Genomic DNA, 24,289 nt, shown 5'->3' with positions numbered 1-24,289 from the left:
GGTCAGCAGGTGACCTGGAAGCGAGGGCTGCTGACGGTGGCGGCGCCTGTCACGGCCAGCTCGACGCGGTACCGGCCCGCGCTGCCGGTGATCGTGGGGTTCCAGGTGATGGTCCGCTCGGCGGCGGCGAAGCCGCCGTGGCTCACCAGGTGGGTCCGCCAGGTGCCGGTGCGCGGGGTCCAGCGGGTCAGCCGCCAGGTGTAGAAGGCCGTCCTGCCCGGCGTGGGGTTGACGGCCACGGCGGCGGCCTCGTGGGTGCTCACGCAGCCGGCCTCGACGGCCGGCGGGCCCAGGCGGACCGTGCCCGGCCGGGCTACCGGCGGGGCGGGTGCGGCGCCGGCGGCGGTGCGGGCCGGCGGCGTGACGGTCCTGGCGGGCGCTGAGGCGGCGGTGTCGTACGCGGAGGCGCCGACGTACGCGGCGGTGAAGGCGAGGGCGGCCACGAACAGCCGGGCGGTGTTGGCCGTGGTGGCCAGGGCCACTGTGCTTCTCGTCACCATGATCAACGCTCCTCTTCGCGCACACCTAAGGTGTAGAGGAGAGCGGTTGTGGCCTGCTTGTTCGTGACTTGCACTGTTTGCGGGGCGGTTGCAGGCCGGCATGGCGACCCTCGACGGCTTGAACTAAGGTTAGGCTGACCTTTGAACTCCCTGGGGTGGTGATGTTCTCCGATGTGGCGCCCGTCCCTCGCCGTCCCCGCCCCCACCGAGCCGTTCTGGCTGGGCCTGCCGTACTGGCTGGTGGGCGTCGTCCTGATCATCGCGCTCTTCGGCGCGTTCCAGGTCTACTACTGGGTGGGGCGCCGGCTCGGCGAGCGGCTGTACGACTCGCGCATCGGCGTGAAGCTCGGCCGTGAGCGCATCGGCAAGGTCGAGGCCATCGTGCAGCGGTGGGGGGCGCTGGCCGTCTACGGGTGCTTCTGGGTGCCGATGCTGCGGCACACCCTGCCCTGGGTGGCGGGCGCGCTGCGGGTCTCCTATCCGTGGTACGTGGTGGCCAGCGCGCTCGGCTGTCTGACCTGGGCGCCGATGTGGTGGTTCGGCCTGACGGCGCTGGTGTGGGGCTGGCTGCAGCTCGCGGCGCAGTCGCCGGTCGCGGCCGGCGCGGTGGCGGTGCTGGTGGTGGCCGGCGCGGCCGTGCTCGTCACCCGGCGCAGGCGCAGGCGTGCCGCCGGGGCCGAGGCCGAGGCGCTGCCCCGCTGACGTCCGCCGCGGGCGCGGGAGGCACCGGTCAGGGAGCCGTCGCGGGGACGGTGCGGTCGTCGATCGTGGCGTCCGCGGCGATCCGGCGGACCGATTCGATGCCGTTCACGCAGGCGGGCTTCGTCCGGAACGGCTCGCTGACGGCGACGGTCTGGCCGTTGGCCGCGACCAGCGCGAACCGGAAGTCGCCCCGCTCGTCCTTGGTGATCACGTATCTGCCCGCCATGGCCTCCCCCGTCCGTCGGCGTAACAGCGGTTTACCCCGGCTAGACAGCGTTTTCGCGGCTTTGAGGTCAAGTTCGGCAAACCGAGCCTTGATCACCTGCGACCATGTCTGTCATGCGCATCGGCCCTTTCCTCGGCTCCACCGTCCTCGCCCTGGTCGTCGGCCTGGTCGTCGGCTTGGTCGGCCCGGTGTCGCCCGCTCGGGCGGCGGACGTCCCCACGGTCGGGGCGAAGACGGCGTACGTGATCGACTCGGCGGGAACGATCCACTACGCCAAGCGCCAGACGCGCCGGGTGCCGGTCGCGAGCCTGGTCAAGGTCATGACGGCGTACGTGGTGCTGCGCGAGGCGCAGCTCGGCGACCGGATCGAGGTCACCGCCGCCGACGTGCGCTACGCCGCGAGCAACGGGGCCGCCACGGCCGCGCTGGCCAAGGGCGAACGGCTCACGGTCCGCGACCTGCTCTACGGCCTCATGCTGCCGTCGGGGGCGGACGCCGCCAACGTCCTGGCCCGCAGGTACGGGCCCGGCAAGGCGGCGTTCGTGGCCAAGATGAACGCCACGGCCCGGCGGCTCGGCCTGGGGGACACCCACTACACCAACGCCGACGGCATGCCCTCGCCGGCGGGCGCCTACTCCACGGCCTTCGACCAGGTGAAGCTGGCCAAGGTCGCCCTCGACGACGCCACGTTCCGGACGATCGTGTCGCGCGAGGTGCACAAGGTGGCCAAGTCGCCGCTGCAGCGGGCGCACACCTGGCGCAACACCAACAAGCTGCTGCAGTCCGCCGACGACGTGCTGGGCGTCAAGACGGGTTACACCGACGCGGCGGGATTCTGCCTGCTGTTCGCGGGCGAGCGGAGCGGCCGGCGGGTGATCGGCGTGCTCCTCGGCGACCAGGACGCCCGCCGGTTCAGCACGGCCGAGCGGCTGCTCGACCACGCGGGCGAACAGATCGCCGGAAGCTGACCCGGGATTACACGTGAATTGCGGCTTTTGACGGCTCCGCGGTAAGCCGCAAGGGCGGGAGAAAAGCGGTAAGCGACCTGGAGAGCACTGCGCGCCGAATTCCGCCGCACATCCCGCGGTGTCGCTTGACAGCGTATTCGTTGTCGCTTTTTCACCTTTGTTTTCCCTGTAGAGGGAAGTCCATTTCGGCGTGGCGTCGTCGCTATTGTCGCAGCGACTGTAAGCATCTTTACCGTCACGCTGCGTCGCCAGCGGGCAGGCATGGGCCGTCTTCCGGCCAGTGGTCAGCCGCGGTCACGGCCGCGCTCCGAAAGAAACGGTACCTTCTATGTTCAACAATCCCAGAACGGACCTCTCGGCCCCAGACGACCGGCCGCGGCGGCACCGGTCGGTGAAGCGCATGGCGATGTACGCCACAGCCGGCTCGCTCTCCCTGGCCCTTGCCGCCTCGACGTCCCCGGCCGCCGTCGCCGACGACCCCGAGAAGGAGAAGAGCAAGAGCACCTCCACCACGGTCACGACCGTGGAAAAGGGTGGCGACCACGACAAGAAGTGCGAGGCCGGGCATTTCTTCCGGTTCCACAACATCCGGCCGCGCAACTTCTTCGTCCCGCGCACCAAGTTCATCGACGGCCCCGGCGGCGAGATGACCGTGTCGGTCGTCCGGGAGCACGAAGTGCTCGCGTTCCTGGAGCTCGACAAGACCGCCACTCGCTCGGTCACCATCAACGACGTCGTGCGCGAGCTGTCGAAGTCCGTCACGCCGCACCTCGAACTGAGGCACATGGTCTTCACCGGCCACGACTACACCCAGTCGATCAGCGACGGCATGTACGGCAACATGTGGTACCGCGTGTTCGGCTACCGCGTCGGCTGGTCGCAGTGGGCCCAGCTACGCGACTGCAACGCCTGGCGGGTCTCCACCGGCATCGCCAACGTTCCGTCACGCGTCGAGGGCTGGCGGTACTGGGAGACCAAGCACCCGAGGCTCTTCGGCCGCCTGCTGTCCAAGAAGTAGCGGGCGACCCGGGCCCCGACGGTAGTGGCACAGGCCCCTGGTGAAGGCGGCGACTCAGGTCGCCCGCCGTTCACCGGGGGCCTGCCGCGTCTGCGCCGCAAGCCGGGCACCGCAAGCCGGGCACCGCAAGCCGGGCACCGCAAGCCGGGCACCGCAAGCCGGGCACCGCAAGCCGGGCACCGCAAGCCGGGCACCGCAGGCCGGGCGCCGCGCGTACGGCACCGGTGTGATCACCCCGCGCGGTCGGCGGCCGGCCGTGCCGAGCCGGTCAGGTCGGCGAGCGCGTGCCGCGCGATGGCAGCCTGCCTGTCGGCCTCGTCCCGCGCCGCCCGCTCCTCGGCCGCCACGCGGACGTCGTAGGCGGCCCGCGCCGCCGCGATCTCGCGCTGGTGGGTCTCGGTCCAGGTGACCAGGGCCTTGATGGTGTGGTGCAGGGTCGCGCCCAGCGCCGTGAGCTCGTAGTCGACCCGGGGCGGCACGGTGGGGTGCACCGTGCGGCTCACCAGGCCGTCGCGTTCGAGGTGGCGCAGCGTGCGGGTGAGCATGCGCTGGCTCACCCCGTCGATCATGCGCCGCAGCTCGGTGAAACGCAGGCTGCGCCGGTCGAGCAGCGCGATGACCTGCAGCGACCACTTGTCGGCGATGCGGTCGAGGATCTGCCGGACCTCGCAGTCCTCACGGGTGTCCCACTGCAGGACGTCGTAGTCGCCGGTATCCCCGCAGTAACCGAGGGACATCGAAGTGCCGTCTTCCATGGTGACATCCTGACGCACGATGCTGCCGGTATCAAGAAGGAACCGGCATGCACGAAGAGAACCATTGCCGGTTCCTGCTGTCGAGAGGAGCCATGTCATGTCCGCAACCCATGCCCGGATGGACGCCCGCGCCTGGGGGGTGCTGCTCGTCCTGGCCGGCGCGATCTTCCTGGAGGGGATCGACGTCGCGATGCTGAACGTGGCGCTGCCCGCCATCCGCGCCGACCTCGGACTGTCGACCACGATGCTCAGCGGGGTGGTCAGCGCCTACGTGCTCGGCTACGCCGGGTTCATGCTGCTCGGCGGCCGGACCGCCGACCTGCTGGGGCACCGCCGGATGTTCCTGCTGTGGCTGGGCGTCTTCCTCGTGTTCTCCGGCCTGGGGGGCCTGGCGACCGAGGGGTGGATGCTGCTGGTCGCCCGCTTCGTCACCGGGGTCTCCGCCGCGTTCATGACCCCGGCCGGGCTGGCGCTGGTCACCGGGAACTTCCCCGAAGGGCCGCAGCGCACCAAGGCCCTCGGCGTCTACGCGGGCACGGCGGCCGGCGGCTTCTCGCTCGGCCTGGTCGCCGGCGGCCTGCTGGCCTCGATCGGCTGGCGGTGGGTGTTCTTCGCGCCGGTGGTGCTGTCGGCCGTGATCCTCGGGGCCGCCGTGCTGCTGCTCAGGGACGCCGACAGGCCGGAGCGGCCGGCCGGCGGCTTCGACCTGGCCGGCGCGTTCAGCATCACCGGAGCGATGCTGCTGTTGGCGTACGGGGTGGTGCGCCTGGAGGACACCTCCGGGGGCGGCCCGGTCACGCCGGCCGTCTTCGCCGCCGGCGCGGCGCTGCTGGCGGTCTTCGTCCTGGTGGAGCGGCGGTCGGCGAACCCGCTGGTCCGGCTGGGCATCCTGCGTTCCGGGCCGCTGGTCCGGGCCGACCTAGGGGCGCTGCTCTTCCTCGGGTCGTTCGCCGGGTTCCAGTTCCTGGCGACGCTGTACCTGCAGGAACTGCGCGGCTGGAGCGCCCTGCAGACGGGCGTGGCCATGCTCGTCATCGGTGTGGACACCGTCCTCGCGCCGACGCTCACACCGCGCCTGGTCAACCGGTTCGGCAACGTGCCCGTGCTGCTGGGCGGGCTGGTGGCGGCCGCCGCCGGATACGCCCTGTTCCTCCGGTTCGAGCTGGACTGGACGTACGCGGCGATGCTGCCGACCATGGTCCTGCTCGGCCTCGCCTTCTCCCTGGCGTACGGCCCGCTCACCATGGCGGCCACCGAGGGCGTCGCCGAGTCGGAGCAGGGCCTGGCCGGCGCGCTGCTCTACACCTCGATCCAGTTCGGCACGGCGCTCGGCCTGTCGGCGGTGACCGCGGTGAGCGTGGCCGCCCTGGGCGACGCCACGGCGCCGGAGGCGCGGCTGGAGGCGTTGCGGACGGCGCTCGCCGTCCCGGTCGCCGCCGCGGTGGCCGCCGCCCTGATCATCGCGTTCGGCCTGCGCCGTCACCCGCGCGGCCGGCCCGCGCCCGAACCCGGGCCCGCGGCCGGCGACGTCCGCCCGGCGGCCGAGGGAGTCCGATGACCGGCAGGGTGACGTCGTTCGCGGCGATCGAGGAGGAGTTCGCCACCTACATCGGCGACATCGTCTACGCCACCATGACCACCGTGGACGCCAAGGGACGACCGCGAGCGCGGGTCCTCATCCCGGTCTGGGAGGTGGTGGACGGTCGGCCGCACGGCTGGCTGGCCACGTACCGCACCCCGGTGAAGGCGGCGCACCTGGCACGCAACCCGCACGCCACGTTCTCCTACTGGACGCCCAGGCAGAACGCCGTGGCCGTCGACACCGTCGCCGCGTGGGTGGACGACCCGGCGGTCACGCGGCGGGTGTGGCGGCTGTACGAGCAGGGCAGCCCGCCCGGCGCGGGCTACGATCTGGGCGGCTTCTGGACCGGCGTGGACGACCCCGGCCTGCACGTCCTGCGGCTCACGCCGTGGCGCGTCCAGGTCATCCGGGGCCGCGACCTGCGCAGCCGCATCTGGCAGGCGGACGGCACGGCCTGACCGTGCCCCGACGGGGCCGCCGCGCGGACCGGGCGCCGGGACAGCCGGTGAACGGCGTGTCGGCGCCGGTGGAGCGCGTCCCGTCCAGCGGGGGGCGAAATGCCGACGGTCCGACCGGCGTTGTCCCCCCGTAGGCACGCTGGGCTTCGCCGAGCCGCCCTTCGCCGTGTGGGCCGCGGTTCCCGCCCTGCTCGTCGGCGGCGTCGGCAGCGGTCTCGTGATCTCGCCCAACGTGACGATGACGTTGAAGGAGGCACCCGTCCGGATGGCCGGCGCGGCCGGCGGCGCCCTGCAGACGGGGCAGCGCCTCGGCGGGGCGATCGGCACCGCGGCGTTGCCCGGCCTGTACTACCTGGTCCTCGCGTCGAGCGGCGACATCGCGGACGCCGTCGCCGTGGCGCTGGGCGCCGCGGTCGCCGGCGTGGCGGTCGCCCTGGCCATCGCAGTGGCGGAGTGGCGCCGCGACGGCCGTGCCACCGCGGCGCGTCCGTGCCCGCCCGAGGTGGCTCACAGCCACACCCACGCGGGCCACGGCTGACCATCCGGCGGCCGGGCGGCGCTTCAGCGCCTGCGGCCGCCTCCGCTCCCCCGGCGCTGGAAGGTCTGCGCGCCCGCGCGGTGCACGGCGGCCTTGACCGCGCCGAACAGGGCTCCCTGGATCGCGGCGGCGACGACGACCTCTTTCCAGCCGCGGCCCAGGTCGTCGGCGTCCGGCGCGTCGTCCTGGCCGGAGGCCAGCTTCCAGACCCGCTTGAACAGCGCCGCCGCCAGCGCGCCGCTCAGCATGCCCATCCCCAGTGATGTGGCCTTCTCTACAGGTTGCATGTCAACTCCTCACGACGGTGTCTGCCAATGCCCCGTGTGAAGGTCCTAAACGCGGCCGGGCCCGGTCGACCGGGGCCGGCGGCCGCGCCCTGGGCGGATCCGGCGGGCCTGACCCTCCACAGCGCCCGCACGCGCACCCGGCCACGACAGGCCCGCCGTGGTTCCGGCCTCAGCGGAACAGGTGGGCGTTCTCGGCCGCCCACTCGTCGAAGCCGCGCAGCGGGCGGCCGATGATCTCGCGCACGGCCGGCCGCTGGTCCAGCGTCCACCGGGTGAGCTCGGCGAGCCGCTCGCCGTACTCCTGCAGGGCGTACAGCGTCACGTCGATGCCACTGTCGGGCCAGCCGCGACGCCGCCAGCTCTCACGGCTGTGGTCGGGCGGCACCTCGACGGCGGCGATGTCGCATCCGATGGCCCTGGCGATGCTCGCCACTCGCGAACGGGTGCTGATCGGCGGTCCGACCGCCTCGACGACGGCTCCGACGTGGTCGTCGGCTCGCAGCGCCGCCGCCGCGACGGCGGCGAGGTCGTCCTCGTGGATGAAGGGATAGTGGCCGGTGTCCAGGAAGGCCTCCCGGACGGCGCGCTCACCCTTGATCGTGTCCGGCCAGTCCGATCCTGTGGCCGGATACGTGCCTTCGATCACCGCCCCCATCACCGCCGACGGGCGGATGTGCGTCCACTCCATGCCCGAGCTCTCGACGGCACGCTCGATGGCCAGCCAGAACCACGTCTCCGGCGGATAGGCCTCCTCGTACTCCGGCCCGTGCGAGGACAGCACGACGATCCGCCGCACACCGGCACCGCGGGCGACCTCCAGCGCGTCCCGCACAGTCGCCGGCACGGCTCCGGCGAGAAAGACGCCGTCGACGCCCTCGAAGGCTTCGGCGCACTCCAGCGGCCGGGTGATGGACCCCTCGACGACCTCGACGCCGTCGGGCCAGCCGGCCGGCAGGCCGGGTTCGGCGAGGACACGCACCTGGTCCCCGGCGTCCAGCAGGTGCCGCGCCAGGCGGTGCCCGACGATCCGGGTGGGGCTGCTGCCCGCGTCCTTCCTGGCGTCGACGGCGGTCAGCAGACGCCGACCGGCATGCGACACGTTCGTGACTCGCGTGATCGCGTCCACGGCAAGACCCTCCAACATGAAGCGGAGATCTTGCGCCTCCCCGGGAGACTCAGGAGGGAGGTTGCGGATCTGGGACCGCCAACGCTACCAGCCCATGCGCCCGTCGGCCCCGCGCCTTCACCGCCCCGGCGACACTTCCAGACCAGCGGGGTGTACCGTCGGTACATGCCACTTCCACGCTTCTACCGGCTGCCCACCGACCGCCGGGAGGCGATCCTGCGGGTCGCCCGTGCGCACTTCGCGCGGGACGGCGCCGACCGGGCCTCCTACAACCAGATCATCGCCGAGCTAGGGATCTCCAAGACCTCCGCCTACCAGTACTTCGACGGCAAGGAGGACCTGTTCCGGGGGGTGCTCGACGATGTGCACGCGCGAATGTCCCAGGCGCTCGGGGACTGGCGGGACGCCGGCACGGCCGAACAGTTCTGGGAGCGGCTGCGGGCGGCGTCGAATCGACTCGTCGCGCACGGCCTGGCCCATCCCGAGGACCTGGCGCTGCTCGACGCGCGCACGGCTCAAGACCCCGCACCCTGGCTGGCTCCGGTGATCGACAACGGGCGGGCACTCGGCGTGATCAGGACAGACGTCGACCGCGAGCTCATGCTCGCCGCGACCGCCGCCGTCCTGCGCGTCGCCGACGTCTGGCTCGCCACGCGGCTACGCGACGGCGCGACCGTCCCCGACGTGACGTGGAGCCTGGTCCGAGGGCTGTGGAGGAAACCCGATGAGAGCTGAGATCGACTGGGAGATCCCGGCCACGCCACCGGGGTGGCGGGGCGCGCTGGAGCGGTTCATGGGCCCGGGCAAGACCAGGGCCGAGCGGCGCATGGAGATCGCCGGATCGCTCGCGTGCATGGCGCTGCTGGGCTGGCACCTGCTCGCCGCGCCGATCCAGGGCGGATGGCCGCAGTGGGCGGTCACGGCGGTCATCGGCCTCGACCTCGTCGGTGGCGTCATGACCAACGCCACCAACGCGGCCAAGAGGTGGTACCACCGCAAGGCACCCCGCGCGCGATTGGGATTCGTCGCGGCACACCTGACCTACCTGGCGGCGATGGCCTTCGTGGTGCTGGACGCGGCATGGGGATGGTTCTTCGCCAACTCGGCCCTCCTCCTGGCCGGCGCCCTGCTGGTCGAGACGGTCAAGCTGGAGGCCAAACGGCCCGCCGCCATGGCCGCCTACATGGCCGCGGTGCTGGTCAACCTGACGGCCCTGCCGGTGCCGGAGAACCTGGAGTGGTTCACCGTCTTGTTCTTCCTGAAGCTCCTGGTCTGCTACCTGGTGCCGGAGGCGCCCATGCGGTCAGCGGCGGAGCCGCCCGAACCCCACGCCGCCGGAGGTCGCAGTCACGATGAGCCTCATCAAGCGCGGTGACCGGCCGGTCGGGAGTCGTCGGGGCCAACATCTGGAAGCCGGTCTCACGGATCTTGCCAAGGCCCGTGAACCAGTCGCCCATCAGCGCGTACGGGACCACGAACACCGCGCCCGTCGATACCTTGACCACCCACGAGGGCAGCGGGATGACAGAACCCTTGACCTTGATCGAATAGGGGATATCGGATACCTTGCTCGGCGCAAGACGCCTTATTAACAGTCCGAAACGGGGATTTTATGAAGCTCTCCAAACTGGCCATGGTGGGTACGATCGCCACCGCGACGGTCGCCGGTTCGCTGATCACGGCCGCGCCCGCGTCCGCCGCCTCGTACGGTGGCCAGTGCGGCTCCGGCTACTCGGTGGTCAACAGCGCGCCGGTCGGCAGCAGCGCCACCATGTTCCTCACGTACAACAACGGCTACAACTGCCTGGTGGTGATCCGGAACCGCAAGGGCAGCGCCATGCCCATGGGTGCCTACCTCAAGAAGTCCTCGGTCGAGAGCTGGACCAAGAAGGACACCGGCAACTACACGCACTACGCGGGTCCGATCTACCTGCTGGCGACCGACTCGTGCGTGGACTGGGCGGGCAAGGTCGGCACCGCGTACGACGCCAAGTACCGCACGAACTGCAGCTGAGTCGCACGCCTCCCGGCGGTCCTCCCCGACATAACCCGGCGCCACGGCCCCACGGACGCAGTCACCCGCGAGGACGCCGCCCATGGCCGCGCGAGTCCGGCTCGCTGCCACTGGACACCACCACGGTCACCGTGATCGTGGTGGTGCCTCTGACATCGCCGATCGGTGGATGCCCGTCGAGCATGCGACCCGAGATCCACCGCAGGCCGTGTCATCGACCGTCCGGCTGGCCACGTGGCTACCCGAGGGCGCGACCGTCGCGGACGTGGCTCCTGACCCGACCGCTCACCTGTGGTCAGGTCAGCCGGGCGTGCGCGTAGGCGGTCATGGCGTCGCGCATGTACTCGGCCAGGCCCTCGGCGACCCGCTCGTAGTTCGCCCGGAACCGCTCCTCCTCGACCTGCATCCGGGCCAGGTGCAGATACTGCTCGGCGGTCGGCGTCCAGGACTCGCTCAGGTGCCGATAGTGGATGTCGAGCTCGGCGAGGACCTGCGGGGCGTCGACGGGGGTGCCGGCGAGCATGTGCTCGGCCATCCGGATCATCCCTGCCGTCGCCTCCCGCTGCATCCGCTCCAGCTCCTGTGGGGTGCGACCCGCCAGGATCTCCTCCTGGCCGCTCTGCCGCCACTCCTCCGCCCACCGCTCGCGCGCGTCGGCCGCGTACCGCGCGCCGTCGAATCCCTGGAACAGGTTCTCCGGTCTGCTGATCCTGGACATGGTCGTCTTCCCCTCGCTCTGCCGAAGTTCGGCGATGGTGCGCTCCACCATGCGGGCGACCTCGCCCAGCCGGTCGCGCTCCGCCAGCAGGCGCCGGTGGTGCTCACGCAGTGCTGCGACGGGGTCGGTGTGCCGCTCGACGATCTCCTTGATCTCGGTCAGACCGAGGTCCAGCTCCCGCAGCACCAAGACCTGCTGCAAGCGCAGCAACTGGTCCTCCTCGTAGTAGCGGTAGCCGTTCGCGCCGACCCGCGCAGGCGGCAGCAGCCCGATCTCGTCGTAGTGAGGGTCAAGAGCGAGCAGGAAGCAGAGGAAGTACGAGTCGAGGGGCCGGGCCGGGTACTGCTAGCGCCGGCCGCTCCCGCGCATCAGGCCGTGGCAGGCGATGGCGGCCGCGGCCACCACGTTGAGGGAGTCGACGCCGGACGCCATGGCCGTGGGGCTCATGGGGATGCACACCGGCGCCTCGGCCTCCCGCAGCCATCGCGAGGACAAACCATCACCTTCCGCACCCAGCAGCAGCGCCACCCGGTCCGTCATCTTGACCGCGTCCAGGGGTGTGACGGTCTGGTCAGGGGTCAGCGCGAGCGTCTTGTAGCCCGCCGCACGGATCTCCTCCAGCCCCGTGAACCAGTTGTCCATCCGCGCGTACGGGATCGAGAACACCGCCCCCATCGAGACCTTGACCGCCCGCCGGTACAGCGGATCGGCGCACCGGGGGGACAGGACGATCCCGTCCACTCCCAGAGCGGCGGCACACCTGAAGATCGCACCCACGTTTCCGTGATCGGCGAGGTCCTCCAGGACCACGACGCGCCGGGTGCGTCGTCCGGCGGGCTCCTCGTACGCGTGGCCGGCCGCGTCGTCGGGGAAGGCGGCGGGGACGGCGGCGGGAACGGCGGCGGGCCGGGAGTCCGGGGCGGGTGCCAGTACGGCCTCGACCGACGGCAGGGGGAGGCGGGCCATCGACGCGAGGGCGCCGCGGTGCACCTGGAAGCCCGCGACGCCGGCCATGGTCTCGTCGCTCACCACGTACACCAGCGCGTCGCCGAGCACGTCGGCGAGGGGGTCCAGCCAGCGGCGGGTGGTGAGGACCGAGCGGACGGGGTGTCCGGCGGCGATGGCGCGCCTGATCACCTTCTCGCCCTCCGCCAGGAACAGGCCCCGCTCGGCCTCCAGGCTCTTGCGCAGCTCCATGTCGCGCAGCCGGGTGTAGTCGGCGAGGCGCGGGTCGGCGGCGTCGGTCACGTACTCGAGCACGCTCCGATCCTGCCACGGCCCCCGGGGACCCGCGGCCGCCCCCGGCCGGGTCAGGCTCCTTCGTCCGGCACGCTCTCCAGGCGCGTCGGCCCGGGGCGTCCGGAGGGGGCCGCGGCGAGCCGCCAGGCGTGCCAGCCCAGCGTGTAGCAGCCGAGCACCACGCACATGCCGACCACCGTGCCCGCGCCCACCTTGGTGACCACGCTCGGCAGGCCGAGGGTCGGGGAGGGCGGGTCGAAGCGCGGCCACAGGAACGCTCCGGCGAACGTGCCCGTCACGGCGGCGACGAGCACCCCCGCCCGGACGAACGGGGAGCTGCGCAGGTGGCCGGGCAGCGGGGCGGGCGGCAGCGCCGACAGGCGGCTCCACGCCCACGCCAGCACGGCGGCCAGCCCCACGAGTGACGAGCCGTACTGCAGCAGCCGGAACAGCCTGATGCCGAAAAACTGGTGGCTGAGCCAGTCGCCCCACTCCGCGGGGCCGGTCGAGTGGGTGAAGGAGTCCCACAGGACGTGGCTGCCGGCGCCGATCACGGCCCCGGCCACGATCGGCAGCAGCCGGACGTACTGCCAGGACGGGGCGAGCGTGGCGACCCGGCCGGCCCAGGCCGGGGGCAGCAGCGAGATGAGTGGGTCCCGGAACACCTGGTGGAACAGCCCCAGCAGCACCACGACCGCCGCGAGGTCTATGGTGACCACGCCGCGCCAGGAGTGCCAGTCGCTGTAGTCGGGCAGCAGGAAGTCGAGAAACGGCAGGAAGATCGGCAGGTCGGGCACCATCGCGCCGATGGCCAGCGCCCAGGGGTCCGCGAACCTGCGCATCCGGGCCGACGACACGAGCGGGAGCACCGCCGCGATATGACTGGGCGTGAACGGCACAGCCCTACCCTCCCCCGTTGACGATCATTGAAGATTATCGGCGTACCTTTGCCCTCCACCACCGAGGTCACGATACGTAATCGATACGCTACTTACCGCCGCCATCGGTCGTGCGTCTGGGTTCGGGAGGTCAAGGTGCCTGATCAGCGGGTTCGTGGGCATCCGGTGGCGTCAGCCGACTGGTTGCGCGCCGCCCGCGCGGCGCGCTCCCTGTCGGTGGTCACCTTGGTGTGGCTGGGGGTCGAGAGCTCGCTGGGCCTGGTCGCCGGTGTGGCGGCGCATTCGGTCGCGCTGCTGGGCTGGGGGCTGTCGGCGCTGGTGGAGGCGGCGGCGAGCCTGATCGTGGTGTGGCGGTTCACCGGGTCGCGCACGCTGTCGGCCGGTGCGGAGTTGCGGGCGCGGCGCGCGGTCGCCGTGAGCTTCTGGGTGCTGGCGCCCTATCTGGTGCTCCATGTCGCCTACGACCTGGGGGCCGGTCACCGGGCCGAGGCGAACGCGCTCGGGATGGCGGTCACCGCTGTGAGCCTGGTCAGCATGCCGGCGCTGGGCCTGGCCAAGCGGCGGCTGGGCGCGCGGCTGGCGTCACCCTCGACCTCCGGGGAGGGCACGCAGAACGTCATCTGCGCGGTGATGGCGGGCGGTGTGCTGGCCGGGCTGTGGCTCAACACCCTGGGCTGGTGGTGGGTGGATCCGGTGATGGCGATCACGCTGGCGCTGGTCGCGGTGCGGGAGGGGATGCGCGCGTGGCGCGGTCACTCCTGCTGCCACTGATGCTCACACTGCGTGATAACTGCACCAAAAGAGCGGTTTTGCCACAGGTAGTGCATTGAGTATCGTTCCGGAGGTATTGCGGAGCTTCTCCCGCTAGGGTCTCCGGAAGGTTACGACTACCTAAGAGGACATCGTGGGTCGACACCGCACAGACGAGTTCGACGGCGGCTACAGCGCCCAGGAGCCCTCGCCCACCCCCCGCAGACGGGCCGCCCGCAGCGGCCGGGGCAGGGTGCTGGTCCCGCTCGCCGGCGCCGTCGCGCTCGCCGTGCTGCTCGGCGTCGCCGCGTTCGTCATCTTCAACCGCGAGCACGACTGCTCGGGCGGCAAGCTGCCGCTGCGCGTGGTCGCCACCCCGGACATCCACCCCGCGCTGAACAAGATCGCCGGCACCTACAACAAGGCCCTGCACTCCATCGACAGCCGCTGCGTCGAGGTCACGGTGGCCAAGGAGGCGGCGACCCGCACGGCCAACGCGCTGGCGGCGGGCAAGGCGAACGCGGACCTGTGGGTGGCCGACTCCAGCCTCATGGTGTCCCGCCTGCGCGACGACCCCGCCACGACGGTGCCCGAGCCGTCCGGTTCGGTGGCCGCCTCCCCCGTCGTCCTGGTGACCGCCAAGTCCTCGGCCGACAAGCTCACCGGCAGCCTCAAGCCGAGCTGGTCGGGCCTGATCGCCGCCGCCAACGTGGCCGATCCGGACGGGCCCGGCAAGAAGGTCCGCGTGCTCGCCCTCGACCCGCAGAAGAACTCCGCCGGCATGGCCGCGCTGCTCGCCGCCGCCGGCTCGGCGAAGAAGGCGAACCAGGACAAGGCCCTGGTGGGCGCGCTCAAGGAGCTGTCGGGCCAGCTCGCCACCGACCCGAACGCGCTGCTCGCCAGCCTCACCGTGAAGTCCGGCAGCAAGGTGCCGGTGGGCGTCGCCTCGGAGCAGAGCGTCCACGTGCACAACGCCAAGAAGCCGGAGGCGCAGGTGGTGCCGCTGTACCCGGCCGAGGGCACGCTGAGCCTCGACTACCCGCTCGTGGTCGTCACCAGGGACGCGACCACGCAGAAGGCGGCAGCCGCCTTCAAGCGGGAGCTCGCCACCGCATCGGCCGTCAGGGTGCTGCAGAACCAGGGCTTCCGCGCTCCGGACGGCAAGGCGGGCGAGAACCTCACCAAGGCCAAGGGCTTCACCCCGGCCCCGCCCAAGGCGCTGCCCGCGCCCGACGTCAAGACCGTGGCGAGCATGGCGCAGACCTGGTCGCGACTGAACCTCGGCAGCCGCATGCTCACCCTGCTCGACGTCTCGGGCACCATGGCGCTGCCCGTGCCGGGCACCAACATGACCCGCATGCAGGCCATCTCCAAGATCGCCACCGAGGGTCTCGGCCTGTTCGCGGCCGACTCCGAGATCGGCATCTGGGGGTTCTCCACGCACCTCGACGGTCAGGGCAAGGACTGGCGCGAGCTGGTCTCCGTCGGCCCGCTGACCGAGACCATCGACGGCACGCTGCGCAAGGACATGATGATCAAGGAGCTGGCGACCGTCCAGGCCAAGGCCACGGGCGACACCGGCCTGAACGACACGCTCAAGGCCGCCTACACCGAGATGACCGAGTCGTACCAGCAGGACAAGATCAACACGATCCTGATCCTCACCGACGGCGCCGGCAACGACGACCCGCAGGGCGGTCTCGGCGACACGCAGATGCTGGAGTTCCTGAAGAAGACCTACAACCCGAAGCGGCCGGTCAGCATCCTGGTCATCGCGTTCGGCCCCGATGCGCCCAAGGGCAAGGAGCAGATGGACGCGCTCGCCAAGGCGACCGGCGGGGAGGCCTACATCGCCAAGGACATCCTCCAGGTGCGCGACTTCTTCCTCCAGGGCATGGAGCGCCGCCTGTGCGCCCCGAAGTGCGACGGCTGAGGTCCCCCTCCCGTACGGCACGCACCGTCACATCCGTCACGTTTACCCCTGTCGTCCAAAGTCATGCCTGTTAGGCATGGTTCGGCCAACCTCGGGCTGCGGGGCGGCGTCCTACGCGCGTGGGGGTTCGTGAGCGAGTTGCGGGGAGGGACGTCGTGCCCGGATGGCCAGCCGCCGATCGCGCCGGTGACCAGCGCCTGGTGGACACGCTGCGGCGCGGCGACGCCGACGGCCCGGCCGCGCTGTACGACGCGTACGGCGAGCGGCTGCACGACTACGCGGCCTCGCTGGTCGGCCCGGGGGACGGTGCGGCCGACGCGGTCCACGACGCCCTCGTCACCGCGCACGGGCGGGTGACCCGGCTCAGGGACCCCGCCCGGCTGCGCGCCTGGGTGTACGCCCTGACCAGGGCCCAGGCCATCGCCCGCGCGGCCCACCGCCGCGACCCTGGCCACGCCGCCCGCGGCCGGGGCGGGCGGGACCGCACCGTGCCGGCACCGGCCGTCGGGCAGGCGCGGGGCGACGAGGCGGGGGACGGCGGCGCCGGGGCTGCGGACGCCGAACTGGGCTCGCTGGTGGGTGAGGCGCTCGGGGAGCTGGGGCGGGCCAGGCGCGAGGTGCTGGAGCTGGCGCTGCGGCACGGGCTGAGCACGGCCGAGGCCGGGGCGGTGCTCGGGCTGACCTCCCGCCGGGCGGCGTCCCTGCTGGCCCGGGCCCGGGACCACCTGGAGAACGCCGCCGCGGCCGTCGTCCTGGCCCGGGTCGGGCGGGCGCACTGCCCCGACCTGTCGGCGATGCTCGACTCGTGGGCGGGGCCGCTCACCCCGCTGCTGCGCCGCCGGCTGTCCGGGCACATCGCCGGGTGCGAGGTGTGCACGGAAGGGCGGCACCGTCACGTGTCGGCGGGCCGGCTGCTCGGCCTGGCCCCACCGGCGTACCCGCCGCTGTCGCTGCGGCGCCGGGTGGTCGGCACGTGCCTCAGCCCCGAGCGGGACGACGCCCGGACCCTGATCCTGGACCGGAGCGACGGCTTCGACCGGGCGGGCTTCCCGGCGCCGGCCGGGCGACCCTCGCGCCGGCGCGGCCCGTTCGGGCTGGCGCCCGCGCTGGCGGCCGGCGCGTGCCTGCTCGCCACGACCGGCGCCGTACTGGTGACGGCGGGCGACGACCGCCCCGCAGCGTCGCGCGTGGCGCCCTCCCCCGGTGCCTCCGCCCCCGTGGGGCGGCCGATCGACACCGCGGAGCCGGACCCCGGCCACGGGCCCGGGCTCACCGCGCAGCCGTCGCCGTCTGCCGGCGCCCCGACCCCGGAACCGGCGGCCACCCGGTCACCCGCCCGCCCCACCACCGGCACGCCCACGCGGCCCGGCACCACCGGACCAGCCACCGGACCGGCCACCGGACCGGCCACGGGGCCGAGCGCGACCCGGCGCGCCGCGCCCCGCGCGCGACTGGCCGTCGCCTGCCCCGGCGACGTCGACGGCGCCGCCAAGGTGGTGCTGCGCGCCCGGAACGCCACGGTCACCTGGAGTGCCGGCGCGTCGGAGGGGCTGGAGGTGTTCCCGGCGCGCGGCTCGATCCGGCCGGGCAGGTCGGCGACCGTCGTGGTCACGGTGGCCGACCCGGACACACCCGGCGACGGCGCGGTCTCGCTCTCCTCCAACGGCGGCGGCGCGTCGTGCCCGCTGTCCTGGGAGGGGCGGCCGCTGCCCGAGCCGCCCACCGACACCCCCACGGCGGAGCCGCCCACCCCGGACGCGTCCGGCGGCGTCGCCCGGACGGACCCGCCCGCGCGGGCGCCGGAGGACCAGCCGGCGGACGGCTCGTGAGTCACCGCGAGACCATGACGAAGTAGGTCAACATTGACCTTTATCTGATGCGAAATCGGGCCCTGAGGCCATGCCGGTGTCCCGCATAGGGCATCCTGGTGTGCTTGGAGACCGCACCGGAGGCCTCAGGCTTACCCCCTGGTGTGTCGTCCGTCACCTGGGACAGATTTTCCGGTCTGCTGGTAAACCGGTGCGTGTCGCCAAGCGTCGGCATTGACGTGTTCACGAATCGATTGGTCCCATGACATGGGATGCGATCAGTCGTGCCCTTTGACGAGCCAGGACTTCCGGGAGACGGTCATGATCGAGCACTGCCGAGCGGCCACCGTCCCCACGGTGGAGGTCGCGGGACTGTTGCATGATCGTGACCTGCTCACTGTTCCATCGGGAGAAGCCCCTGGGAGCCTCGTGGTAAAGGTGCTTTCCGAGGCGCGTCATGGAAGGGACATCCGGACCGGACAGGGGGCCAGGGAAAGGTGAAGATCTCGGTCGTTCGCCCAAGGGATCTCGCGAACTCCGAACGCGCGCGATGGCGTGAGCTGCAGAAAGCGGACCGGGCCCTGGACAACCCGTTCCTGTCGGTCGAATTCGCCGTGGCGATGGACCGGCTGCGCGACTACGTGCGGGTGGCCGTCGTCGAGGACGGCGGCAAGATCGTGGGCTTCTTCCCCTACGAGCGCCACGGGTTCGGCGTGGGCAAGCCGCTCGGCGGCTTCCTCACCACCTGCCACGGCCTCATCGCCGAGCAGGGCGTCAAGCTCGACGCCAAGGCGCTGCTGCGCGTCTGCGGGCTCAACGTCTACGACTTCGACCACATGGTCGCCGGCCAGCCCACGTTCAGCCCGTACGAGAGCGACGTGCGCCCGGCCCCGGTGATGGACTTCACCGCCGGCTTCGACGCGTGGCTGGAGCAGGTCAAGGCCAACTCCCCCAAGAACCTCAAGACCGTCCGCTACAAGGAGCGCAAGCTCGGCAGGGAGCAGGGCGAGCTGCGCTTGGAGTGGGCCTCGGCCGACCCCGAGGTGCTGCGCACGCTGCTCGCCTGGAAGTCCGACCAGTATCGGCGGACCGGCCGTGTCGACAGGTTCGCGCAACCGTGGATCGTCGAGCTGACGGAGCAGATGCACGCGGAACGGTCCACGGACTTCGCCGGCGTGCTGACGATGCTCTACTCCGGCAACGTCCCGGTGGCGGGCCACTTCGGCCTGCGCACCGCCACCACCCTCGTCGGCTGGTTCCCGGCCTACGACACCGAGTTCGCCCGGTACTCGCCCGGCATCGTCCACCACCTGCAGATGGCGGAGGCGGCAGCCGCCGCCGGTCTGCACATGGTCGACATGGGCAAGGGCGGCAAGGAGTACAAGGACTGGCTGAAGAGCGGCACGCTCTACGTCTCGGAGGGCCGCGTCTCGCGGCCGTCCCCGACGGCGGCCGTGCACTGGATGGGCCGTGTTCCCCTCAACAAGGCCCGAACAATCGTCCTTGATCGGCCGTCTCTCTACAAGGCGGCCGACCGCGTGCTCAAGGGCTTCGGGCGGATGCGCACCGCCCTGCAGCCCGAGCAGGCCGCCAAGGAAACCACGGGAGCGCGCTGAGGCTCGCTCCCCGTTCCCCCTCGCGCACAGCGTCACCCCAGCACAGCACACCCAGCAGTAGACCCCGCAGTAGACCCAGCACACCCTCACTCCCACAGGACCGTCAATGCACCGTTCGCCGCTTCGGCATCCCCTCAGCACCCGGGGGACGGCCCGCGGCTCGCAGCGAGTGGTCCCGAAAGGATTGTTCGCATCATGAGTCCCGAGATGATCAGGCACAACGGCAAGGTGCATGTCGCGCCGCTGCGATCCATGCCGCCGATCGAGCGTTTCACCCCCATCACGCCGCACCTCGCCATCTCCCCCACGGTCAGCGTGGTGGTGCCCGCGATGAACGAGGCGGAGAACCTTCCTCACCTGTTCGCCACGCTGCCCCAGTGGATCGACGAGATCGTGCTCGTCGACGGCAACTCCGTGGACGACACCGTCGCCGTGGCCCGCCGCCTGCGCCCCAACATGAAGATCGTCACGCAGACCGGCAAGGGCAAGGGCGACGCGCTGGCGGCGGGGTTCGCCGCCTGCACGGGCGACATCATCGTGATGATCGACGCTGACGGCTCGATGGACGGACGGGAGATCATCTCCTATGTCGGCGCGCTCGTGACCGGCGCCGACTTCGTCAAGGGCTCGCGCTACGCGCCCGGCGGCGGCAGCGACGACCTGACGCTCAGCCGCAGCCTCGGCAACAAGGCGCTCACCCTGCTGGTCAACCTCATGTACGGGACGAAGTACTCCGACCTGTGCTACGGCTACAACGCCTTCTGGGCGCGTCACCTCGACGTGCTAGACCTCGACTGCGACGGCTTCGAGGTGGAGACGCTGATGAACGTGCGCGCCGCCAAGGCCGGACTGAAGATCCACGAGGTGCCCAGCCACGAGCGCAGCCGCATCCACGGCGAGAGCAACCTGCGAGCCGTCCGCGACGGCTTCCGCGTCCTCAAGACCATCCTGCGGGAGTGGCGCCGCCAGCCGATCACCCCGCTCCCCGAGCCCGCCGCGCGGCCCGCCGCCGACCGGGGCGTGGCCTGACCCTCGCCCGAAAAAGGTCCCACCCGTGCTTACATCCGTCGTCATCTGCGTCTACACCGAGGACCGCTGGGAGGACATCAGGCAGGCCGTCGAGTCGGTCGAGCGCCAGCGGCGCCCCGCGCACGAGCTGATCCTCGTCGTCGACCACAACCCCGACCTGCTGCTGCGACTCAAGGACGCACACCCGCAGGCGATCGTCGTGGCCAACAGCCACGAACGCGGCCTGTCCGGCGGCAAGAACACCGGGGCGGACGTCGCCACCGGTGACATCGTCGCCTATCTCGACGACGACGCGGTGGCCGATCCCGGTTGGCTGGAGGCTTTGGAGGAGGGCTTCCAGGACGCGGGCGCCGGCGGCACGGTCGTGGGCGTGGGCGGGCGCACCGAGCCGCTGTGGGCGTCGGAGCGGCGCCCCCGCTGGTTCCCGTACGAGTTCGACTGGACCGTGGGCTGCACCTACCGGGGCATGCCCGCGGTCCGGGCGCCGATCCGCAACGTCATGGGCGGCAACGCGGCGTTCCTGCGCGAGGTGATCGGCGAGGTCGGCGGCTTCCACAGCGGCATCGGCCGCAGCGTCCAGGGCCGCAAGAGCCGCCCCCTGGGCTGCGAGGAGACGGAGTTCTGCATCCGGCTGAGCCAGCGCAGGCCGGGCTCGGTCATGCTGTTCGAGCCGCGTGCGCTGATCGGGCACAAGGTGCCCCGCCAGCGCGAGACGTTCGCCTACTTCCGCTCCCGGTGCTACGCCGAGGGGCTGTCCAAGGCGCTGGTCACCCGCGAGGTGGGCACCCAGGACGGGCTGTCCAGCGAGCGGGCGCACGCGCTGAAGACGCTGCCGCTCGGCGCGCTGCGCAGCCTGGGCGAGGCGCTGCGCGGCGACCCCGGCGGGCTCGGCCGGGCCGTCGCCATCGTCGTCGGGCTGGCCTGGACCGCCTGGGGCTACCTGGTGGGGTCCGTACGGCTGCGGGGTGCGGGGCGGTGATCCGCGTGCCGATCCTCATGTACCACTCGGTCACCGACACGCCGAAGGACGAGACCCGCGGGCTGTCGGTACGCCCGTCCGACTTCGCCGAGCAGCTCGCCTACCTGGCCGAGAACGGGTTCACCCCGCTGACGTTCGGCGACCTGGCCGCCGCCCTGCGGCAGGGCCGGGGCGTATCGATGCCGGACAGGCCGGTCGTGGTGACGTTCGACGACGGCTACGCCGACTTCCACTCCCGGGCGCTGCCGATCCTGGAGCGGCACCGCTTCCCCGCCACGGTCTTCGTGACCAGCGGCTGGCTGGCCGACGCCGGCGCCGACGCGGCGGGCCGCCCGCTGGACGACATGCTGACCTGGGGTCAGGTCCGCGAGGCCGCGCGGGCCGGGATCGAGATCGGCGGCCACAGCCACAGCCATCCCCAGCTCGACCAGCTCCGCGACGCCGAGCTGCGCGACGAGCTGCGCCGCAACAAGGGCCTGCTGGAGGAGAAGGCGGACGCCCCGGTGACGACCATGGCCTACCCCTTCGGTTACTCCAGCGCGCGGGTGCGCCGCGAGGCCGGCGGGGCGGGATACGTAGCCGCCTGCGCCGTGGCCAACGCGGTGGCCGGCGACCACGACGACCTGCTGGCCGTGCCACGGCTGACGGTGGCCAGGGACACCGGCATGGCGAAGTTCCGCCGCGCGGTCGAGGGTCGCGGCGTCCCGTTGCTCTACCTGAAGGAGCGGGCGCTGACCAAGGGCTACGCGCTCGTCCGGCGGACCAGGTACGCGATCCGACAGGTCGTCCCCCGGTGAGCGGCGACGTCCGGCCCGCCGAGCGGCCGGCGGGCCTGCGGCGGTGGCTGCCGTCCGACCTCGACGACCCGCTGCTGCGCAGCGCGTACGCCCTGATGCTGAACGCCGGAGCCGGCGCGGTCATCGGGCTCGGCTACTGGACGGTCACCGCCCGCGTCTTCGACGAGAAGGACGTCGGCGTCGGCATGGCGATCCTGGCGGCCATGCGGTTCCTCGCCGCGATCACCTCGTTCGGCTTCGTCGGCACCGTGGCCCGGTTCGTCCCCCAGGCGGGCAGGCGGACCGGGCGGTTCGTCGCGACCGTCTACCTGGCCGGGGCCGGGCTGTCGGTCGCCGCGTGCCTGGTGTTCCTGCTGACGCTGACGAGCTGGGGGGAGACCTACAGCCTGCTGTCGGGCTGGACGGCCGGGGTGATCTTCACCGTCATGGTGATCGTGTGGAGCGTCTGCACGTTGCAGGACGTGGTGCTCACCGCGCTGCGCAAGGCGCCGTGGGTGCCGGTGGCCAACCTCGTCTTCTGGGTGGTCAGGTTCGGGGTGCTGGCGGCGTGCGCGTTCGCGCTGGCCTCCGCGTCGGGAGTGGCCGTGTCGTGGGCGGTGTTCCTGGCCTGGATCGCGCCGGGGCTGCTGGTGGCGCTGTGCCTGAACACGATCGTCTTCCGGCGGCTGATCCCCGAGCACTCGCGGCTGACCGCCGCGAACACGCTGCCGCCGACGCGGCAGATCGGCAGGTTCCTGGCCGGCGACTACGCGGGCTCCATCTTCACCCTGCTGTTCAACTACGGCGTGCCCGTCCTGGTGGCCGCGCAGGTCACCCAGGAGATGAACGCCTACTACGGGCTGACCATCACGCTCGGCGCCATGCTGGAGATGCTCAGCTACACGATGGCGTCCTCGCTGACCGTGGAGGGGGCGTTCGACTCGGCCCGGCTGGCGGAGAACTGCCGGCGGGCGCTGCGCCGCACGTTCCTGATCCTCACCCCGCTGGTGGTCGCCGCGGCGGCGCTGGCGCCCGTCGGGCTGTTGCTGTTCGGGGAGGGGTACGCCGAGAACGCCACCGACCTGATGCGGCTCATCGCGCTCGCGGCGCTGCCCCGGGCGGTCGTCGAATTGTACCTGGGCGCGCTGCGGGCGCTGCGGCGCCCCGGGACGATCGTGTTCGTGCAGTTCGTGATGGCCGCGCTGGCCATCGGTGGGGCGCAGCTCCTGCTGCCGGTCTACGGCATCACCGGGGTCGGCATGGCGATCTTCGGCAGTCAGACCATCACGGCGCTGGCCGTGCTGCCCGGGCTGCGGCGGATCGCCACCGGCCGGTCACGGGGCCCCGAGCCCGCGCGCCTCCATCCGCCGGACCACCCAGACCGGGTCGAGCCGTAGCAGCGCGATCACGGCGACGCCGTAGGACCTGATCTCCCGCGGGTCGGTGACGAAGGCCCGCGCCGCCCAGCGCAGCGCCTCGGCGCGGCGTCCCACGGCGACGCGGGTGAACGCCACCTGGCCGGCCAGCCGGGAGTAGCCCTTGCGGGAGGTGCGGATCTCGGGATAGCGCTGCAGCAGCCACTGCAGGGCCTCGGCGATGGTGTCCCAGCGCCCGGCGAAGTGCGACTGGCCGTGCATGGCCACGTGCAGGTGCTCGCCGGGCACGTGCACGATCGGCGCGTGCTTGCTGGCGCGCAGCAGCATCTCGTAGTCCTCGCCGTAGCCGCTGGGGATCGTCTCGGAGAACAGCCCCACCGCGTCGCCCACGAGCGCCGCCCGCCGGGCGAGGAAGCCGGAGGGGTGCATCGCCGGCTGGCGGCCGTCGAGCAGGTCGGTGAACGGCACGCGCTCCTTGTCGAGCGGGATGTGGCGGGTCCACTCGGGGTGCACGATCAGCGAGCCGCAGGTGGCGAAGACGGCGTCGGGGTGCCGGCGGAGCGCCTCGATCTGCACCCGGACGCGGGTCGGCAGCCAGGTGTCGTCGTCGTCGCAGAAGGCCACCCACTCGACCTCGTCGCCGTGGGTGAGGATGCCGCAGTTGCGGGCGGCCGGCAGCCCGCGCTGCCGGTTGTTGCGGACCACCCTGACCGGCCGGGCCGGGTCGTCGGAGACCAGGCCGGTGTCGGGGTCGTTGCCGTCGAAGACGACCACCGTGGTGACCCTGCCCGGGTAGTCCTGCGACTCGATCCCCTTGAGCGCTTCACGCAGCATCTCGGGCCGGTCGCCGCGCGTGCAGACCACGACGCCGACCTCCGGCCACGAGGAGGAAACGCCAGATTCCGCCATGGAGATAACCACCCTGGAGACATGAGCGCGATCTGCGCCGGCTGAGGCTGACAGCGTATCGTTCATGGGATGCCGGACACCCA

At 71.9% G+C, this 24,289-nt stretch carries 26 protein-coding genes; 17 read left to right on the top strand and 9 right to left on the bottom strand.

Annotated elements, in window-relative coordinates:
* Positions 1 to 2: 2 nt before the first annotated feature.
* Positions 3 to 500, bottom strand: a complete 498-nt coding sequence (locus ACGF0J_RS33690; RefSeq protein WP_393152503.1) for a hypothetical protein — start codon at positions 498 to 500, stop codon at positions 3 to 5.
* Positions 501 to 671: 171 nt separating this feature from the next.
* Between ACGF0J_RS33690 and ACGF0J_RS33685 the strand changes: the two genes are divergently transcribed.
* Positions 672 to 1,202 (top strand): DedA family protein, encoded by a 531-nt coding sequence (locus ACGF0J_RS33685; protein ID WP_393152501.1) that lies wholly within the window; start codon positions 672 to 674, stop codon positions 1,200 to 1,202.
* A 28-nt stretch (positions 1,203 to 1,230) separates the two neighbouring features.
* Here the strand turns inward: ACGF0J_RS33685 and ACGF0J_RS33680 are convergent, their stop codons facing one another.
* Positions 1,231 to 1,428, bottom strand: coding sequence for a YegP family protein (locus ACGF0J_RS33680; protein WP_393152498.1), 198 nt, complete (start codon positions 1,426 to 1,428; stop codon positions 1,231 to 1,233).
* Between the two features lie 113 nt (positions 1,429 to 1,541).
* On the opposite strand from ACGF0J_RS33680, the gene ACGF0J_RS33675 reads away from it, so the two are divergent.
* Both ACGF0J_RS33675 and ACGF0J_RS33670 read left to right on the top strand, forming a co-directional pair.
* Positions 1,542 to 2,396, top strand: a complete 855-nt coding sequence (locus ACGF0J_RS33675) for a D-alanyl-D-alanine carboxypeptidase family protein (RefSeq protein ID WP_393152496.1) — start codon at positions 1,542 to 1,544, stop codon at positions 2,394 to 2,396.
* 400 nt (positions 2,397 to 2,796) lie between these two features.
* Positions 2,797 to 3,414 (top strand): hypothetical protein, encoded by a 618-nt coding sequence (locus ACGF0J_RS33670; protein ID WP_393152494.1) that lies wholly within the window; start codon positions 2,797 to 2,799, stop codon positions 3,412 to 3,414.
* Positions 3,415 to 3,644: 230 nt separating this feature from the next.
* Here the strand turns inward: ACGF0J_RS33670 and ACGF0J_RS33665 are convergent, their stop codons facing one another.
* Entirely contained in the window at positions 3,645 to 4,169 is a 525-nt protein-coding gene (locus ACGF0J_RS33665) for a winged helix-turn-helix transcriptional regulator (protein WP_393152492.1), read from the bottom strand.
* A 97-nt stretch (positions 4,170 to 4,266) separates the two neighbouring features.
* On the opposite strand from ACGF0J_RS33665, the gene ACGF0J_RS33660 reads away from it, so the two are divergent.
* The 3 genes from ACGF0J_RS33660 to ACGF0J_RS33650 all read left to right on the top strand — a co-directional run bounded on the left by ACGF0J_RS33660 (position 4,267) and on the right by ACGF0J_RS33650 (position 6,747).
* Positions 4,267 to 5,727, top strand: coding sequence for an MFS transporter (locus tag ACGF0J_RS33660; RefSeq protein WP_393152490.1), 1,461 nt, complete (start codon positions 4,267 to 4,269; stop codon positions 5,725 to 5,727).
* Positions 5,724 to 6,209, top strand: a complete 486-nt coding sequence (locus ACGF0J_RS33655; RefSeq protein ID WP_393152488.1) for a pyridoxamine 5'-phosphate oxidase family protein — start codon at positions 5,724 to 5,726, stop codon at positions 6,207 to 6,209. The genes ACGF0J_RS33660 and ACGF0J_RS33655 overlap by 4 nt, the downstream gene beginning before the upstream one ends.
* Positions 6,210 to 6,375: 166 nt before the next feature.
* Positions 6,376 to 6,747 (top strand): hypothetical protein, encoded by a 372-nt coding sequence (locus ACGF0J_RS33650; RefSeq protein WP_393152486.1) that lies wholly within the window; start codon positions 6,376 to 6,378, stop codon positions 6,745 to 6,747.
* Between the two features lie 23 nt (positions 6,748 to 6,770).
* On the opposite strand, the gene ACGF0J_RS33645 is transcribed toward ACGF0J_RS33650, so the two are convergent.
* Together ACGF0J_RS33645 and ACGF0J_RS33640 are read right to left on the bottom strand one after the other, a co-directional pair.
* Positions 6,771 to 7,034 carry a DUF4235 domain-containing protein gene (locus ACGF0J_RS33645; RefSeq protein WP_393152484.1) on the bottom strand — a complete coding sequence of 88 codons (264 nt, stop codon included), beginning with the start codon at positions 7,032 to 7,034 and terminating at the stop codon, positions 6,771 to 6,773.
* 169 nt (positions 7,035 to 7,203) lie between these two features.
* Positions 7,204 to 8,178: an NAD(P)H-binding protein gene (locus ACGF0J_RS33640; RefSeq protein ID WP_393152482.1), complete on the bottom strand. Its 975-nt coding sequence runs from the start codon at positions 8,176 to 8,178 to the stop codon at positions 7,204 to 7,206.
* 147 nt (positions 8,179 to 8,325) lie between these two features.
* Here ACGF0J_RS33640 and ACGF0J_RS33635 point away from each other — a divergent pair, with 147 nt between their 5' ends.
* From ACGF0J_RS33635 to ACGF0J_RS33625, 3 genes are all read left to right on the top strand, one after another.
* Entirely contained in the window at positions 8,326 to 8,895 is a 570-nt protein-coding gene (locus ACGF0J_RS33635) for a TetR/AcrR family transcriptional regulator (RefSeq protein WP_393152480.1), read from the top strand.
* Entirely contained in the window at positions 8,885 to 9,535 is a 651-nt protein-coding gene (locus ACGF0J_RS33630; protein ID WP_393152478.1) for a hypothetical protein, read from the top strand. Before ACGF0J_RS33635 ends, ACGF0J_RS33630 begins: the two co-directional genes overlap by 11 nt.
* Before the next feature lie 237 nt (positions 9,536 to 9,772).
* Positions 9,773 to 10,174, top strand: a complete 402-nt coding sequence (locus ACGF0J_RS33625) for a spore-associated protein A (protein WP_393152476.1) — start codon at positions 9,773 to 9,775, stop codon at positions 10,172 to 10,174.
* Positions 10,175 to 10,469: 295 nt separating this feature from the next.
* Here the strand turns inward: ACGF0J_RS33625 and ACGF0J_RS33620 are convergent, their stop codons facing one another.
* From ACGF0J_RS33620 to ACGF0J_RS33610, 3 genes are all read right to left on the bottom strand, one after another.
* Positions 10,470 to 11,195: a TipAS antibiotic-recognition domain-containing protein gene (locus ACGF0J_RS33620; protein WP_393152525.1), complete on the bottom strand. Its 726-nt coding sequence runs from the start codon at positions 11,193 to 11,195 to the stop codon at positions 10,470 to 10,472.
* Between the two features lie 42 nt (positions 11,196 to 11,237).
* Complete coding sequence (locus ACGF0J_RS33615) at positions 11,238 to 12,089, bottom strand: TrmH family RNA methyltransferase (RefSeq protein WP_393152523.1); 852 nt, start codon at positions 12,087 to 12,089, stop codon at positions 11,238 to 11,240.
* A 113-nt stretch (positions 12,090 to 12,202) separates the two neighbouring features.
* Entirely contained in the window at positions 12,203 to 13,030 is an 828-nt protein-coding gene (locus ACGF0J_RS33610) for a DUF4184 family protein (protein WP_393152474.1), read from the bottom strand.
* 135 nt (positions 13,031 to 13,165) lie between these two features.
* On the opposite strand from ACGF0J_RS33610, the gene ACGF0J_RS33605 reads away from it, so the two are divergent.
* From ACGF0J_RS33605 to ACGF0J_RS33570, 8 genes are all read left to right on the top strand, one after another.
* Positions 13,166 to 13,801 carry a hypothetical protein gene (locus ACGF0J_RS33605; RefSeq protein WP_393152472.1) on the top strand — a complete coding sequence of 212 codons (636 nt, stop codon included), beginning with the start codon at positions 13,166 to 13,168 and terminating at the stop codon, positions 13,799 to 13,801.
* Positions 13,802 to 13,934: 133 nt separating this feature from the next.
* Entirely contained in the window at positions 13,935 to 15,713 is a 1,779-nt protein-coding gene (locus tag ACGF0J_RS33600; protein ID WP_393152470.1) for a substrate-binding domain-containing protein, read from the top strand.
* Positions 15,714 to 15,868: 155 nt separating this feature from the next.
* A complete protein-coding gene (locus tag ACGF0J_RS33595; protein WP_393152468.1) occupies positions 15,869 to 17,542 on the top strand; it encodes a sigma factor-like helix-turn-helix DNA-binding protein in 1,674 nt (557 codons plus the stop codon).
* Between the two features lie 476 nt (positions 17,543 to 18,018).
* A complete protein-coding gene (locus ACGF0J_RS33590) occupies positions 18,019 to 19,137 on the top strand; it encodes a GNAT family N-acetyltransferase (RefSeq protein WP_393152466.1) in 1,119 nt (372 codons plus the stop codon).
* A gap of 195 nt (positions 19,138 to 19,332) precedes the next feature.
* Entirely contained in the window at positions 19,333 to 20,166 is an 834-nt protein-coding gene (locus tag ACGF0J_RS33585; protein ID WP_393152464.1) for a glycosyltransferase family 2 protein, read from the top strand.
* Between the two features lie 25 nt (positions 20,167 to 20,191).
* Positions 20,192 to 21,145: a glycosyltransferase family 2 protein gene (locus tag ACGF0J_RS33580; RefSeq protein ID WP_393152462.1), complete on the top strand. Its 954-nt coding sequence runs from the start codon at positions 20,192 to 20,194 to the stop codon at positions 21,143 to 21,145.
* Positions 21,142 to 21,942, top strand: a complete 801-nt coding sequence (locus ACGF0J_RS33575) for a polysaccharide deacetylase family protein (protein WP_393152459.1) — start codon at positions 21,142 to 21,144, stop codon at positions 21,940 to 21,942. Before ACGF0J_RS33580 ends, ACGF0J_RS33575 begins: the two co-directional genes overlap by 4 nt.
* Positions 21,939 to 23,318 (top strand): lipopolysaccharide biosynthesis protein, encoded by a 1,380-nt coding sequence (locus ACGF0J_RS33570; RefSeq protein ID WP_393152457.1) that lies wholly within the window; start codon positions 21,939 to 21,941, stop codon positions 23,316 to 23,318. Before ACGF0J_RS33575 ends, ACGF0J_RS33570 begins: the two co-directional genes overlap by 4 nt.
* Here the strand turns inward: ACGF0J_RS33570 and ACGF0J_RS33565 are convergent.
* Positions 23,256 to 24,206, bottom strand: coding sequence for a glycosyltransferase family 2 protein (locus ACGF0J_RS33565; protein ID WP_393152455.1), 951 nt, complete (start codon positions 24,204 to 24,206; stop codon positions 23,256 to 23,258). The two genes, ACGF0J_RS33570 and ACGF0J_RS33565, sit on opposite strands and share 63 nt — an antisense overlap.
* Positions 24,207 to 24,289 lie beyond the last annotated feature (83 nt).

This window comes from Nonomuraea sp. NPDC047897, assembly GCF_043204415.1.
Lineage (GTDB): Bacteria > Actinomycetota > Actinomycetes > Streptosporangiales > Streptosporangiaceae > Nonomuraea.
Note: the sequence above shows the minus strand (reverse complement) of the source record. Positions and strands in the feature narration are given on the sequence as shown.